General features: G+C 66.4%; 14 protein-coding genes and 1 tRNA gene. 8 read left to right on the top strand and 7 right to left on the bottom strand.

The window, feature by feature from the left end:
* Nucleotides 1–116: 116 nt before the first annotated feature.
* A complete protein-coding gene (locus IQ292_RS04535; protein WP_203309120.1) occupies nt 117–1,076 on the bottom strand; it encodes a helix-turn-helix domain-containing protein in 960 nt (319 codons plus the stop codon).
* Nucleotides 1,077–1,431: 355 nt separating this feature from the next.
* On the opposite strand from IQ292_RS04535, the gene IQ292_RS04530 reads away from it, so the two are divergent.
* On the top strand, nt 1,432–1,701 hold the full coding sequence (locus tag IQ292_RS04530; RefSeq protein ID WP_203309119.1) for a hypothetical protein: 270 nt from the start codon (nt 1,432–1,434) through the stop codon (nt 1,699–1,701).
* A gap of 132 nt (nt 1,702–1,833) precedes the next feature.
* Here IQ292_RS04530 and IQ292_RS04525 read toward each other — a convergent pair.
* Nucleotides 1,834–1,907, bottom strand: a tRNA-Gln gene (locus tag IQ292_RS04525).
* A 158-nt stretch (nt 1,908–2,065) separates the two neighbouring features.
* Between IQ292_RS04525 and IQ292_RS04520 the strand changes: the two genes are divergently transcribed.
* Together IQ292_RS04520 and IQ292_RS04515 are read left to right on the top strand one after the other, a co-directional pair.
* Complete coding sequence (locus IQ292_RS04520; protein ID WP_203309118.1) at nt 2,066–3,112, top strand: Ppx/GppA phosphatase family protein; 1,047 nt, start codon at nt 2,066–2,068, stop codon at nt 3,110–3,112.
* Between the two features lie 28 nt (nt 3,113–3,140).
* Nucleotides 3,141–3,812, top strand: coding sequence for an RlmE family RNA methyltransferase (locus IQ292_RS04515; RefSeq protein WP_203309117.1), 672 nt, complete (start codon nt 3,141–3,143; stop codon nt 3,810–3,812).
* A gap of 215 nt (nt 3,813–4,027) precedes the next feature.
* Here the strand turns inward: IQ292_RS04515 and rpoZ are convergent, their stop codons facing one another.
* The gene (gene rpoZ, locus IQ292_RS04510; RefSeq protein WP_115378194.1) at nt 4,028–4,372 is read right to left on the bottom strand and encodes a DNA-directed RNA polymerase subunit omega; all 345 of its coding nucleotides are present in this window, start codon (nt 4,370–4,372) and stop codon (nt 4,028–4,030) included.
* Between the two features lie 272 nt (nt 4,373–4,644).
* Between rpoZ and IQ292_RS04505 the strand changes: the two genes are divergently transcribed.
* Nucleotides 4,645–5,832 (top strand): phospholipase D-like domain-containing protein, encoded by a 1,188-nt coding sequence (locus tag IQ292_RS04505; protein WP_203309116.1) that lies wholly within the window; start codon nt 4,645–4,647, stop codon nt 5,830–5,832.
* On the opposite strand, the gene IQ292_RS04500 is transcribed toward IQ292_RS04505, so the two are convergent.
* Together IQ292_RS04500 and IQ292_RS04495 are read right to left on the bottom strand one after the other, a co-directional pair.
* Entirely contained in the window at nt 5,763–6,314 is a 552-nt protein-coding gene (locus IQ292_RS04500) for a MarR family winged helix-turn-helix transcriptional regulator (protein ID WP_203309115.1), read from the bottom strand. The two genes, IQ292_RS04505 and IQ292_RS04500, sit on opposite strands and share 70 nt — an antisense overlap.
* Before the next feature lie 88 nt (nt 6,315–6,402).
* Nucleotides 6,403–7,017, bottom strand: coding sequence for a class I SAM-dependent methyltransferase (locus IQ292_RS04495; RefSeq protein WP_203309114.1), 615 nt, complete (start codon nt 7,015–7,017; stop codon nt 6,403–6,405).
* A 211-nt stretch (nt 7,018–7,228) separates the two neighbouring features.
* Here IQ292_RS04495 and IQ292_RS04490 point away from each other — a divergent pair, with 211 nt between their 5' ends.
* Nucleotides 7,229–7,552 carry an antibiotic biosynthesis monooxygenase family protein gene (locus IQ292_RS04490; RefSeq protein ID WP_203309113.1) on the top strand — a complete coding sequence of 108 codons (324 nt, stop codon included), beginning with the start codon at nt 7,229–7,231 and terminating at the stop codon, nt 7,550–7,552.
* Nucleotides 7,549–8,832: an MFS transporter gene (locus IQ292_RS04485; protein WP_203309112.1), complete on the top strand. Its 1,284-nt coding sequence runs from the start codon at nt 7,549–7,551 to the stop codon at nt 8,830–8,832. Before IQ292_RS04490 ends, IQ292_RS04485 begins: the two co-directional genes overlap by 4 nt.
* Nucleotides 8,833–8,987: 155 nt before the next feature.
* Here IQ292_RS04485 and IQ292_RS04480 read toward each other — a convergent pair whose 3' ends face one another.
* Nucleotides 8,988–11,261: a CDC48 family AAA ATPase gene (locus tag IQ292_RS04480; RefSeq protein ID WP_203309111.1), complete on the bottom strand. Its 2,274-nt coding sequence runs from the start codon at nt 11,259–11,261 to the stop codon at nt 8,988–8,990.
* 284 nt (nt 11,262–11,545) lie between these two features.
* Here IQ292_RS04480 and IQ292_RS04475 point away from each other — a divergent pair, with 284 nt between their 5' ends.
* Nucleotides 11,546–12,439 carry a LysR substrate-binding domain-containing protein gene (locus tag IQ292_RS04475; RefSeq protein WP_203309110.1) on the top strand — a complete coding sequence of 298 codons (894 nt, stop codon included), beginning with the start codon at nt 11,546–11,548 and terminating at the stop codon, nt 12,437–12,439.
* Nucleotides 12,440–12,512: 73 nt separating this feature from the next.
* Nucleotides 12,513–12,683, top strand: coding sequence for a Flp family type IVb pilin (locus IQ292_RS04470; protein WP_238940794.1), 171 nt, complete (start codon nt 12,513–12,515; stop codon nt 12,681–12,683).
* A gap of 45 nt (nt 12,684–12,728) precedes the next feature.
* Here IQ292_RS04470 and IQ292_RS04465 read toward each other — a convergent pair whose 3' ends face one another.
* Nucleotides 12,729–13,202, bottom strand: coding sequence for a peptidylprolyl isomerase (locus tag IQ292_RS04465; protein ID WP_203309109.1), 474 nt, complete (start codon nt 13,200–13,202; stop codon nt 12,729–12,731).
* Between the last annotated feature and the right edge of the window lie 75 nt (nt 13,203–13,277).

Below are 13,277 nucleotides of genomic sequence, written 5' to 3'. Positions count from 1 at the left end.
GGTCTGCCGGGGGCGAGGCGGAGGCAAAGGCGAAGATCGGCTTCGCGCAGACGGGCCAACATGGCGATGCGCCCATGAATGCGGATGCGCGCCTGTCCGCATCCTGACGACGGGTCCTATCGACGCGTCTCTCGCGGCAGGCAGCCGAATCGAGCGCGATATCGGGCGGAGAAGTCGCTCATGTGGACAAAGCCCCAGCGACGGGCGCTGGCGCTGATCGTGTCGCCGTCGTCGACGAGCAGATCGGCATGGACCCGGTCCAGGCGCCGGGCGATCAGATACTGGATCGGGCTACATCCGATCCGGCGCTTGAACGCGGACTGCAGGCCCCTCACGCTCAGTCCGGCGGCCTGCGCGATATCGCGAAGGGTGACGGCACGTTGCAGGTTGCCCTCGATGAAATCGATCGCCCGCCGCACCGCGCGGCCGGTCGGATCCGGCGTACGTTCCGAGCTCGGCCGCCCCAATAGGGGCCAATTGCCGACGAGCTGGTAGAGAAGCACCTCCTGCAGCAGCGGCGTGATCATGTCGAAATCGTCGTTCGCCGCGACCAGACGCTTCTGCAACGACTCGATTGTCGCCCGTACCGACAGAAGGCCCGGGGTCTGGACGTCGACAACGCTTTCGAACACGGGAACGGTGGCGCTATCCGGTCCGAACATCGCACGACAGGCCGCCATCACCGCATCGCGGCCCACGGTCGCGCTGATCGCGCAGAATCCGGGTGTCGCCTGACCTATGCGCATGGCATCGAAAGACGTGAGAATCGCCTGGCTGGGCCCGGCGATCCGATCCCGCCCCTTTCGATCGAACTGTACCATCGCCCCCCGATCGACAAACCGGATCGTGACCAGTTCGGCTTCCATCTTCGGCTTCGTCATGAAGCCCGACCGGCTCTCGGTGCGCCAGACGCTCAGCGTCTTGCTCTGGCTTCCCTCGAACGACAGATGGACGGACTTGCCGGGCGGCGCGAAGCTGACTGCGAGCCCGCCGCCGGCATTGATGGAATCCAGTTGCCCGGTGTCCGTCACGGCATGATGGAACGCCGGCTGGGGCCGCCAGTCGCTTTCTCTCATGCTATCCTGCCGAGCGGCCTTGCCGCATCGCCTTGTCTGCCGAGCATACGCCCTCCTCAGCTCGGTTCATACTTGACATGTGTTATAAGTGCAACACTGGTCGGCCGCGCGGATGCAATTTCCGCGCAGGCACCATGCGCCATCGAGGCTCACGTCCGCTTCAAATCGCTGGAATGATGCAAAGATCACGCAGATGATGCCGGCGAGGCAATGCGCAAGTATCACCCTCTCACCCGGAAATCCGCGTTTCGCGCGTGCGTCCTATAGCCAAGCTTCGAATGTTGACTAAATATTTGGATTTGTGACGCGTCGTGCAGCGAAGCGATGCGACTCCGAACACTTCGAGGGGAGATTCATGATCACGCGCGCCAATGACGCCATTCGTCATCTTCACCTTGCTGCGTCTGTCCTGGACGACGTTGACGTGGGCGCCGCGATTTGCCACATTCAGCTGGCGATCGACTTGATCCAGAGCGAAATCGATGCCGTCGAGACCTATCGCGCCGCACCGGCATGCAGAAATATGCGCGGCGATCACCGGCTCGACGTCACTCCTGCGACCGGGAGAGCCGCTGGCGAACACGTGCCGCAGCATGAGACCCGAGCGAGCCTGATGCGCAATTGATTCAGGGGGGCGGCGACTGGCTGAATGTCGCCGTCACGGGCGCGGCGCAGGGGTCGCAATGGCCGAGCTCGCGCGGAGCGACAGCCGGACGTGGCGAAGCCCGCCTTGCACTATTCTGAGATAACGATGTCCTGGATGCCCCGTGAGGATTCGAACCTCAATTGACGGAGTCAGAGTCCGTAGTCTTACCTTTAGACGACGGGGCAACAGGCAGCGGCCTCTAGTCGGGCCGGTGTCGGCTGTCAACGGGGCCTGTCCGCTCGGCTTGTCGCAAGCGCGCGCGCACGCTACCTAGGGGGCAAGCACCGAACGGGCCACACGTTGCCCGCGACGGCAGAACAGAAATGAAAGAGTCACCACGGCCATGGGGGATCGTTCCGCCCGAGAGCCGTACCGGCAGGCCAGGCCTGCCCGTCCGGCGCCGATCCGGCCGCAACGCGGCCGCTGGTCCGACGCGCAGGCCTTCGCTGCGCTGGATCTCGGCACCAATAATTGCCGCCTGCTGATCGCGCGCCCGCAAGGCGACGGTTTCGCGGTCATCGACGCCTTCTCACGCATCGTGCGGCTGGGCGAGGGTCTTGCCGCGACCGGACGCCTCTCCGATGCCGCGATCGAACGCACGATCGCGGCGCTGCGTGTCTGTTCGGACAAGCTCAAGCGCCGCAACGTGACGCTTGCTCGCTCGGTCGCGACGGAGGCATGTCGCCGCGCTGCCAATGGTCCGGAATTCATCGCCCGCGCCTATCGCGAGACGGGTATCCACCTCGACATCATCTCCGCCGAGGAAGAGGCGCGCCTCGCAGTGCTCGGCTGCCATGCGCTCATCGAGCCGGGCGATGATCCCGCGCTCGTCTTCGACATCGGCGGCGGATCGACCGAGCTCGTGCTGATCGATACGCCGCGCGGCGCGATGCCGCGGGTACTCGACTGGCATTCCGCGCCCTGGGGCGTCGTCTCGCTGACGGAAAGCGCCGGAGGCACCGCGACGGCGGAGGCCGACCGATTGGCCGCCTACGCGCGCATGCGCGCCACGGTTGCGGAAAGTTTCGCCGCTTTCGCATCGCGCCTGCCGAAAACCGTCCGACGGCCGCGGCTGCTCGGTACCAGCGGGACGGTGACGACGTTGGGCAGCGTGCATCTGGGGCTCAGCCATTACGACCGTGCGCAGGTCGATGGTCTGATCGTCCCTGCCGAGGCGATGCGGCGCATCAGCGCCGACCTGTCGCGGATGGCGATCAACGAGCGCGCGCAGCTCGCCTGCATCGGTAGCGAACGTGCCGATCTCGTCGTCGCGGGCTGCGCGATACTGGAGACCATTCTCGACCTCTGGCCTGCAGAACGGCTGGGTATCGCGGACCGCGGTATCCGCGAGGGGATTTTACGCCGTCTGATGGGGAGCCCACGGCCGTGACCGATGTGATGATGACGAGCGCGCCCCGATGAGCCGCGATGGCGGCGGCCTACGCACCCGCGTCAAGACGGCGCGCGGCCGCACGGCGCAGTCGACGCGCTGGCTCGAACGCCAGCTTAACGACCCCTATGTGCGGCGCGCCAAGGCGGAGGGCTATCGCAGCCGCGCCGCGTACAAGCTGATCGAGCTGGACGAACGATTCGGCATCATCCGCCACGCAAAGCGCGTCGTCGACCTCGGCATCGCGCCGGGCGGCTGGAGCCAGGTAATTAAGCGCCGGCTGCCCAAGGCGGAGGTGGTCGGGATCGACCTGCTGCCCGTCGATCCGATCGACGGCGTCACGATTTTCCAGATGGATTTCCTGGACGATGCCGCACCGGGATTGTTGATGGACGCCCTTGGGGGAGCCCCCGATCTGGTCCTGTCCGACATGGCAGCGAATACTGTCGGCCATCCGCAGACCGACGCGCTGCGCACCATGGCGCTGGTCGAAACTGCCCTGGCTTTCGCCCAGGACGTGCTGGCGCCCGGCGGCACGTTCGTCGCCAAGGTCTTCGCGGGGGGCGCGGATTCGACGCTGGTCGCGGAGATGAAGCGCGCATTCGCCACGGTGAAACATGCCAAACCGCCCTCAAGTCGCAAGGGTTCGGTCGAATGGTTCGTCGTCGCGCAGGGTTTCAAGGGCCGTAAGGCGGAATAGCAGCGCCCGCCTATCGCGGAGAACCGCGATGGGGACCCGGGACGCCCGAAGCAACGGTGGCACGCTCAAAACGCAAACGACGCGGCCAGGCCGCGTCGTCAGAAGGGCAGTGGTCAGAAGGGCAGTGCTGGCCCCCGCGTCTAAAAGGACGGCCGTTTTCGCCGGGCGGGGATCGGAGCGGGGTCGGACCCACCCGTGCCCCCCGCCGCCCCGGATCAGCCCTCGTAATCGGCGCCCAGATTCTGGTTACGCGGCGGCGCGGCTGCAGTGAGCCGCAGCGCCTCGGCCGACGCGCTGAGCGAGCCGACCGCATCGACCTCATCATCGTCGTCGATCTGCACGCGCTGCAGGCTGCCGACGACCGATTCCTCGAGGTGATCGGGGCGCACGGTCTCCTCGGCGATCTCGCGCAGCGCGACGACGGGATTCTTGTCGCGATCGCGGTCGAGCGTCAGCTCGGCGCCGCCGGAAATCTGGCGGGCGCGCTGCGCCGCGAACAGCACGAGGTCGAAGCGGTTGGGAACCTTGTCGACGCAATCCTCGACAGTGACGCGCGCCATGGACGCTTTCCTTCGCAAATACCGATGATGGAAAGCCGGGCCTCTAGCAACCCACGCCCGCAAAGTCAAAGAAAGGGCTAGACCCCCTGCTTCCCGGCGCCCCGTCTCTGCGATCCGGACGATTTTGCCGCTGCCCGAGGATGGACGGGCTTCGGCACATGCGCCGCGCCGATACCCCCACCGCCAACAAACAGGATGCGCTGCCTGCAACATCAAGGCGATCCGCTTCGTTGCCCCTTCCCGCGTCCCGAGAGAGGAGCCATCGTCGCATCATGGCAGACCAGCCCGATGCACCCGTCGCACAACCGGTTTTCCGCGTCGCGGGCAACCGACTGACGCTGCTCGATACGGGGCCGCGGCGGCTCGACGCGTTGCTGACGCTGATCGACGAGGCGGCGATCTCGCTGCGCATCCTCTATTACATCTACGCCGACGACGACACGGGACGACGCGTCAACGCCGCCTTGATCGCCGCCGCCCGACGCGGCGTGAAGGTCGCGCTGATCGTCGACGGCTTCGGCAGCGAGGACCGTCCGTCCTTCTTCGCGCCCCTGACGGCGGCCGGCGTGACGTTATGCCGCTTCTCGCCTCGGTTCGGCCGCCGCTATCTGCTCCGCAACCACCAGAAGCTGGCTCTCGCCGACGCGGAGACGGCGCCGCAATCGCGGATCATCGTCGGCGGATTCAATGTCGAGGACGATTATTTCGGCACGCCCGCCGACGCAGCATGGCGCGACCTCGGCCTGCTCGTCGCCGGACCGGCTGCCGCACGGCTGGCAGGCTATTTCGACGCGCTGCTCGACTGGGCCGCCCGTCCCGACGGCAAATTGCGTCAACTCAATCGCGCGCTGGCGCACTGGAGCGAATCGGAAGGCGCGATGCGCTGGCTGATCGGTGGTCCGACGCGACGACTGTCGCCCTGGGCACGTGCCGTTCGCCACGACATGCGCCACGGCCGACGGATCGACGTGATCGCCGCCTATTTCACGCCCTCGCCGACGATGCTGCGACGACTCGACAAGGCCGGGCGGCGGCGCGCGCGCGTCCGCGTCGTCACGGCCGCCAAATCCGACAATGCGGCGACGATCGCCGCAGCGCGCTTCACCTACGCCGGGTTGCTGCGGAAAAACGTCGAGATCTATGAATATCAGCCGACCAAGCTGCACACCAAACTCTACGTCATCGACGACGCGGTCTATATCGGCTCGGCCAATTTCGACATGCGCAGCCTGTTCATCAACCTAGAACTGATGCTGCGCATCGAGGACGCCGCGTTTGCCGACAAGGTTCGCGCCTATGTCGAGGGCGAGGTCGCACGCTCGGTGCATGTCACGCCTGACTGGTACAAGGCGCATACCGGCTGGTTGCAGCGCCTTCGTCAGTTCGCCGCCTATCTGCTGATCGCGGTCGTCGATCCTGGGGTATCGCGCGGGTTGAATTTCGGGATCGAGGACGTCTGACCGTCTAGCGAGGCGAGGCCGTTGCGCGCCGGTTCCGGAATCAAGGATTCCAGAACCTTCCAATATCCTCCGACCGCTTCCTGCCCCGCTTCGATATAGGCGGCCGCCATCCGGTCGCGCTGCTCCTCATAGAGCGTCGCTTCGAGCTGCCGCCCCGCCGCCGTCAGGCGGAGCAGGCGATTGCGCCGGTCGTTTTCCCCATGCCGCACCGCGACGAGCTGCCGCTCGATCAGATCGCGCATGACGCGGCTGAGCGACTGTTTGGTGATCCCCAGGAGCTCGAGCAGTTCACCGACGGTGATGTCCGGCTTGCGGCCGATGAAGTAAAGCGCGCGGTGGTGCGCACGACCGAGACCCATTTCGGCCAGCTTCTCGTCCGCAGTCCGCACGAAACGCGACTGCGCGAACATCATCAGTTCCATGCCGCGGCGGATCGCGGCGTCATGCAGGAAAAGGGCGGGGGTAACGCGGCTTCCATCCATCGGCCGACGCTAGCGCAACCTATGATAGGCGTGAAGCCTCCCCGCCCCTGATTTCGTATTTAAATTTCAATTCATGCGTTGCGAAGGATCAATCCTTCCAAGCCCAATACAGCTGCGCGGGGGGAACGTTCCACCATTCCATGTCGTGATCGATGGTCTGGAAGTGCGGGGTCAGGAAGTCCTTCACCTTGGGTGAGAACTGGTAGACGAGGAACGCACCGCCAGGCCGGATGACACGCTGCGTCGCGGCGGCGATCGCGGGGCCTACCCCGGCGGGCAGGGTAGAAAAGGGAAGCCCGGACAATACATAGTCCGCCTTTTCGTGGCCGTGATCCTGTACGATTCTTTCGACATCTGCGGCCGAGCCGTGCACCGCGAAGAAACGTGAGTCGGTGATGACGTGGTTCAGATAGTTGATGAAGTCGGGATTGGTGTCGATCGCGATCAGGATCGCATCGGGCGCCATCCGGTCGAGGATGGGACGGCAGAAGGTGCCGACACCCGGACCGTATTCCACGAAGACCTTGCACGTCGCCCAATCGACGGGCTTGAGCATCTTTCGGATAAGCTTGTCCGACGACGGTATGATCGAGCCGACCATCACGGGATGCTTCAGGAAGCCCTGAAAGAACATCGCCACCGGGCTGGGAACGCCAGCCGGACGGGTACGTGAGCGCCGGGTGGCGGTGGTCGAACTGGGCATCGTCTTCCTTGGTCTCGTGGTTGTCCCGAAAAGGACGCACAACGGCAATCCCCGTGCCACGAATGTGAAACAGCTGGCAAGACCATGGGTTGCTCGGTCGGGCGCGTTTGACGGCAAAGATGCGGGGTTGCGAGACGGGTGACGCTGCGCCAAGCCTTTGCGACGCGACGCCCGGCCGGGGCGGAAGCGTCTTGCTAGGGGCGCGATCGAGATGGGCGGCACACGCCAGGGACAGGTGGCGGTGATCTTCACGTCCCGGCGTACCCGGGACGACGATGCGGGCTATGAAGAAGCGGCCGCGGCAATGGACGCGCTGGCCGCGCGCCAGCCGGGATATTGCGGCATCGACAGTGCAAGGGGTGCGGACGGCTTCGGCATCACGGTCAGCTACTGGGAGGACGAAGCGGCGGCGCTCGCCTGGCGCGACCATCCCGATCATGCGACGACACGCGCGGCGGGGCGGGCGCTTTGGTATGACGACTATAGCGTCACCGTCTGCACCGTCGCGCGCGACTATCGCTGGCACCGCGCATGAGCCGCGCCGTCTCTTCGCTCGATCGCCGCTTCGCGTTGCTGTTCGTCGTGATGCTGACGATCGCCGCCGGCAATACCGCCCTGCAATCGGTGTTGCCGGCTCTCGGTCGCGCGCTTGGCGTGGCGGACCAAGCGGTCGCGGCCGCCTTTTCGGTATCCGCGTTGCTGTGGGTGATCGCCGCACCCTTCTGGGCGGCTCGATCCGATACGCACGGGCGTCGCGCGATGATCCTGATCGGTCTTGCCGGCTTCGCAACGTCGCTGCTGCTGTGCGGCAGTTTTCTGGCGGCTGGTATCAATGGCTGGATCGGCGGTACCGCCGCGTTCGGGCTCTTCATCCTCGGTCGGCTGATCTACGGAAGCTGCGGTTCGGCAGCCCCTCCGGCGGTGCAGGCGCTGGTCGCGGGAGAGACCGGGCGGGAGGAGCGGACGCGCGCGCTCACGTTGCTCGCGTCCGCCTTCGGGCTCGGTACGATCCTCGGGCCGGCGATCGCGCCCTATCTGTTGCTCGGCCATATCGGCACCATCGAGATCGGGCTTGCGGGGCCGGCCTTCGTCTTCGCCGGCTTCGGCATCGTCGTGGCGCTGGCGGTGCGCGCAATTCTACCAGACGACCACCTGGGTGCGCACCCGGGCCACGGTGCCTCGTCGGCCTATCCGTCCATCGGCGGCGCACCCACGGGCGCCAGTATCGCCGCCGCGACGCAGCCACATGCGGAGGCGGTGCGCTTCGCCGATCCGCGGGTGCGCGCGTGGATGATCGCCGGGCTCGTCGCCGGCCATGCCCAAGCGGTCGCGAGCCAGGTGATCGGCTTTCTCGTTATCGATCGTCTTCACCTCGCGCCGGCCGCCGCGCTGGAGCCGACGGGTATCGTGCTGATGATGGGCGCGGGGGCCGCACTGCTCGTGCAATGGGGAGTGATCCCGCTCCTCGGGCTCAGTCCGCGGCGTCTGGTACTGGTCGGCGCGTTGCTCGCGGCGACCGGGTGTGCGCTAACGGGGCTTGCCACCTCGCTCTACGGCATCGCCACTGCCTACGCGCTGGCGAGCCTCGGATTCGGCTTCACCCGACCCGGTTTCACCGCAGGCGCCAGTCTGGCGGTCGGTCCGGCAGCCCAGGGTTCGGTCGCGGGCAAGGTGACCAGCGTCAATGGCGCCAGCTTCGTGCTCGGCCCTTCGATCGGCATCGGGCTATACGAGTTCGCCCATCCCGCGCCCTACCTCATCGTCGCGGGCGCACTGCTCCTTCTCGCGGGCTACGGCTGGCGCGCCTTGCGCTGAAACGGTGATGGGGCGGCGGCAGAGCCTGGTCCATTTGTGTAAATGCAGCGCCGGCTTTGACCCCCCGTTGAGCCGCCGACACCGTTGATCCGGCATGAGCGGCGTGGTGGGAGCGAGGGCCGCCACCGCCCAATCAAGCCTTGCTCGACCACACCTTAATCGGCCTTGCGCGTCGGCATCGCAAATCCGATCGGCTGGATCGCCGCCGCCTCCTGCTTCAGCCGCGCGGCGATCTGTTCATAGTCCTTTTCCATCTCTGGCGTCACGCTGGCGCGCGCCTCGCCCAGCGCATCCTCGAAGTCGCTCATATAGACCTCCTGCGCCGTCACCGACCGGCGCAACGCGATCAGGCCCGCACGACGGACGACATCTTCCAGATCCGCTCCGGTAAACCGGTCGGTCCGCGTGGCGATCACGTCCAGATCGACGTCCGCCGCGAGCGGCATCTTGCCCGTCTGAATTGCGAGAATGCGTCGCCGACCCTCCTTATCGGGCACGCCGACATAGATAAGCTCATCGAAGCGGCCGGGTCGCAGCAGCGCAGGATCGACGAGGTTGGGGCGGTTCGTCGCGCCGATGACGACGACCGACTGCAACTCCTCCAGCCCGTCCATCTCCGCGAGAATGGTGTTGACGACGCGCTCGGTCACCTGCGGCTCGCCGAGGCCGCCGCCGCGGGCGGGCACGAGGCTATCGAGTTCATCGATGAAGATCACCGTCGGCGCGACCTGGCGCGCGCGCGCGAACAGCCGGCTGATCTGCTGCTCGCTCTCGCCGTACCATTTGCTCAGCAGGTCGCTCGACTTGGTCGCGATGAAGTTCGCCTCCGCCTCGCGGGCCACCGCCTTGGCGAGCAGCGTCTTGCCCGTGCCTGGCGGCCCATAGAGCAGGAAGCCCTTTGCCGGCCGGATCCCGAGGCGCCGGAAAGCATCCGGGTTCTTCAGCGGCAGCTCGACCCCCTCCTTCAGCCGTTCCTGCGCCTTGTCGAGGCCGCCGACGTCCTCCCAGCGGACGCGCGGCGCCTCCACCATCACCTCCCGCATCGCGCTCGGCTGGACGCGCTTCAGTGCCTCGAGGAAATCGTCGCGGGTTACCGACAGCGTGTCGAGCACCTCCGCGGGGATGGTACGCTCCTCGAGGTTGAGGCGCGGCATGATCCGCCGCACCGCCTCGATCGCGGCCTCGCGCGTCAGCGCGGCGAGATCGGCGCCGACGAAGCCATAGGTGGTGCGCGACAGCTCGGCGAGGTCGACGCCATCCGCGAGCGGCATGCCGCGCGTATGGATGCCCAGGATTTCGCGCCGCCCGCGTTCGTCGGGCACGCCCACTACGATCTCGCGGTCGAAGCGGCCGGGTCGGCGCAGGGCCTCGTCGATCGCCTCGGGCCGGTTGGTCGCGGCGATCACGACCAGATTGGCGCGCGCCTCCAGCCCGTCCATCAGCGTCAGCAATTGCGCGACGACCCGCTTCTCCGCCTCCCCCTGCACGTTGCCGCGCTTCGGTGCGATCGAGTCGATCTCGTCGATGAATACGATCGAGGGCGCGCTCTTCGCCGCCTCCTCGAAGATCTCACGCAGTCGACCTTCCGATTCGCCATAGGCCGATCCCATGATCTCCGGACCGTTGATTAGGAAGAATTGCGCGTCGCTCTCGTTGGCGACCGCGCGCGCCAGCCGAGTCTTGCCGGTGCCCGGGGGCCCATAGAGCAACAGGCCCTTGGGCGGCTCGACGCCGAGCCGCTCGAACAATTCGGGATAGCGCAGCGGCAGCTCCACCATCTCGCGCAACTGATCGATCGTCGTCGCCATGCCGCCGATGTCGTCATAGGTGACGTCGGCACGCCGCGCCTGCTGCGGCTCCTCATATTCCGGGCGTAGTTCGACCTCGGTATTCTCGTCGATATGGACGACGCCCTTGGGGCTCGCCGACACGACCGCAAGCCGGATTTCCTGCAAGGCATAGGCGGGCGCGTTCATGAACTGCTGCACGCCCGGCGGCATGTTGGTGACGCGTTGCTGCCCGGCGGTGGCGACGATGTCGCCCTGCGCCAGCGGCCGGCCGAAGAAGGTGCGCTTCAGCGCCTGCACCGATCCCTGCAGGCGCAGGTTCTGCTGCGCCGGCGCGAAGACAACGCGCGTCGCCGGCTTCGATTCGACCCGGCGCACCTCGACGAAGTCGCCCGCGCCCACGCCGGCGTTCGCCCGCTGCAGGCCATCGATGCGCAGCACGTCGATGCCCTCGTCCTCGGGATAGGGACCGACCGCACGCGCGGGCGTCGACTGTTTGCCGACGATCTCGATCACGTCGCCCTCGCCGATGCCCAGGGCCGCCATCAGGCTGCGCGGCAGATGCGCAAGGCCCCGGCCCGAATCCTCCGGGCGTGCGTTCGCCACCTGGATCTTGCGCTGAGGTGCATCGCCTTCGGCCATGATCTGTCCTTCTGCCGTCGAAAATGGAGTTCGAAGCGCGCGAGGTAGGAAGCCGGTTCCGGCGATGCGACCCCGGGAGCCCGGGCTGCAGGACAAAAAAAGGGCCGCGTCCAGAAAGGAGCGGCCCGTGAAAGTTTTTAGGAGAGGATGCCTGAAAGGCCCGGTCCGTTTGCGGCGAGCCCGCCCATGTTGCAAGTGCGAAGAACGCAGGTTATGATTGCATAAGTTGCAATCGTCGTCTGCCTGTCGGTGCGTCCGGCTGGGCGGGCAAGAGGGTAGGAAGCATGCGCAGGCTGCCGCCGCTGGGGGCGATCGAGGCGTTCGTGCAGGTGGCGCGGCTCGGGTCGGTGAAGGCCGCGGCCGCCGAACTCGCCCTGTCGGCGCCCGCGCTCAGCCGTCGCGTCCAGTCGCTTGAGCGGTTCGTCGACAGGCCCCTGTTCGAACGACGACATCAGGCGATGACGCTCAACGTCGACGGCGAGCGGCTGCTCGCCCAACTTGCCCCCCTGCTCGACTCGCTGTCCGACGCGGTCGAATCGCTGACCGGCACGGTCGAGGTGCTTCGCGTGCGGCTGGGCGTGTTGCCATTATTCGCGTCGCAGCGCCTGTTCCCGCACCTCGGCAAATTGCGTCACGAACATCCCGAATTGCATCTCGACATCGACACGGCGGGGCATGGCGTCGTGCGGCTCGGGGAGGGATTGGACGCGGTGATCGCACTCGCGCGGGAGATCGAACCGTCGCTCTATGCCAAGCGGCTCGACCGCAACTCCGTCTATGTCATCGGTGCGCGCACGCTGCTGGAGGGCCCCGACCCGGTGACGCGACCCGAGCAATTGTCGCGGCTGACCGCCCTCATCCACCGCGAAATGCCCGATACCATCTCCGCGTGGCGCGACGCGATCGGCCTGGGCGACGTCGAACCGCTTGCGACCGATTATTTCGATTCGGGCGTACTGATGCTCGAGGCCGCGGCGCAGGGCCTTGGCGTCGCCTTCATGCACGCCAGCCATTTCGAGAATGCCAAGGACCCGCGCCTCGTCCGGCTTTTCGATATCGAGGTCGACAGTCCCTACAGCCATTGGTTCGTCTGCCGCCCACGGGCGTTGCAGCAGCGCCCGGTGCGGCTGTTCCACGACTGGCTCATCCGGACGCTCGGGGAGCACGGATCCGACTGATCGGATGACAGGCTTAACGCAGCGTCAAGAATTCGCCCGCACATGCCCCCCGGCAAACGGGAGCGAAAGTGCAATGATTCGAATTGTCAGGGCGTTGATCGGCAGTCGGCAGGGCGCGACTGCGATCGAATACGGCCTCATCGCGGCGCTGATCGCCATTGCCGCGATCGCGTCGATGAAGGGGCTCGGCGGCAAGCTTCAGACGACCTTCGGCAACGTCACGTCGAACCTGAAGGCCAGCTGACATCGTCGGTGGCGGACCGGCGCGACGACCGGTCCGCCGGCCGCGTCAGGCCGCGCGTGCCTTGACGATCTTGCCGGGATTCGCGGGCGGCTCGCCCTTCGGCAGCGCGTCGACCAGCTCCATGCCGTCGGTCACCTCGCCCCAGACGGTATATTGACCGTCGAGGAAGCGCGCGTCGTCGAAGCAGATGAAGAACTGGCTATTCGCCGAGTTCGGATCCATCGTCCGCGCCATCGAGCAGACGCCGCGCACGTGCGGCTCCTTCGAGAATTCCTGCTTCAGGTTCGGCTTGTCGGAACCCGACATGCCGGTCCCGGTCGGATCACCGCCCTGCGCCATGAAGCCGGGGATGACGCGATGAAAGACGACGCCGTCGTAGAAGCCCTCGTTGGCCAGTTCCGCGATGCGCGCGACGTGGCTCGGCGCCAAGTCCGGACGCAGGCGGATCGTGACGTCGCCGCCCTCGCCGTCGTTGGTGTCGAGCGTGAGCGTCAGCGTCTGATATTCGGTGTCGGCCATGATCGGCTCCTCTTGTTGCTGGCGCGCAGGTAGTGTCGCTTCGTCCCGCTGGCAAATCGCAAAGGCTGCGGGTAA

The organism is Sphingomonas beigongshangi, assembly GCF_016820445.1.
In the GTDB taxonomy this organism is placed as follows: Bacteria; Pseudomonadota; Alphaproteobacteria; order Sphingomonadales; family Sphingomonadaceae; genus Sphingomonas; species Sphingomonas beigongshangi.
The sequence above is the reverse complement of the archived record's forward strand: the minus strand, read 5'-3'. Positions and strand labels throughout refer to the sequence as shown.

What these genes read in the sequence shown, in the direction of transcription:
- IQ292_RS04530 (WP_203309119.1), top strand. Translation starts at nt 1,432, where the DNA reads ATGATCACGCGCGCCAATGACGCCATTCGTCATCTTCACCTTGCTGCG.
- IQ292_RS04520 (WP_203309118.1), top strand. Translation starts at nt 2,066, where the DNA reads ATGGGGGATCGTTCCGCCCGAGAGCCGTACCGGCAGGCCAGGCCTGCC.
- IQ292_RS04480 (WP_203309111.1), bottom strand. Translation starts at nt 11,261, where the DNA reads ATGGCCGAAGGCGATGCACCTCAGCGCAAGATCCAGGTGGCGAACGCA.
- IQ292_RS04505 (WP_203309116.1), top strand. Translation starts at nt 4,645, where the DNA reads ATGGCAGACCAGCCCGATGCACCCGTCGCACAACCGGTTTTCCGCGTC.
- IQ292_RS04485 (WP_203309112.1), top strand. Translation starts at nt 7,549, where the DNA reads ATGAGCCGCGCCGTCTCTTCGCTCGATCGCCGCTTCGCGTTGCTGTTC.
- IQ292_RS04475 (WP_203309110.1), top strand. Translation starts at nt 11,546, where the DNA reads ATGCGCAGGCTGCCGCCGCTGGGGGCGATCGAGGCGTTCGTGCAGGTG.
- IQ292_RS04535 (WP_203309120.1), bottom strand. Translation starts at nt 1,076, where the DNA reads ATGAGAGAAAGCGACTGGCGGCCCCAGCCGGCGTTCCATCATGCCGTG.
- IQ292_RS04495 (WP_203309114.1), bottom strand. Translation starts at nt 7,017, where the DNA reads ATGCCCAGTTCGACCACCGCCACCCGGCGCTCACGTACCCGTCCGGCT.
- IQ292_RS04465 (WP_203309109.1), bottom strand. Translation starts at nt 13,202, where the DNA reads ATGGCCGACACCGAATATCAGACGCTGACGCTCACGCTCGACACCAAC.
- IQ292_RS04500 (WP_203309115.1), bottom strand. Translation starts at nt 6,314, where the DNA reads ATGGATGGAAGCCGCGTTACCCCCGCCCTTTTCCTGCATGACGCCGCG.
- rpoZ (WP_115378194.1), bottom strand. Translation starts at nt 4,372, where the DNA reads ATGGCGCGCGTCACTGTCGAGGATTGCGTCGACAAGGTTCCCAACCGC.
- IQ292_RS04515 (WP_203309117.1), top strand. Translation starts at nt 3,141, where the DNA reads ATGAGCCGCGATGGCGGCGGCCTACGCACCCGCGTCAAGACGGCGCGC.
- IQ292_RS04470 (WP_238940794.1), top strand. Translation starts at nt 12,513, where the DNA reads ATGATTCGAATTGTCAGGGCGTTGATCGGCAGTCGGCAGGGCGCGACT.
- IQ292_RS04490 (WP_203309113.1), top strand. Translation starts at nt 7,229, where the DNA reads ATGGGCGGCACACGCCAGGGACAGGTGGCGGTGATCTTCACGTCCCGG.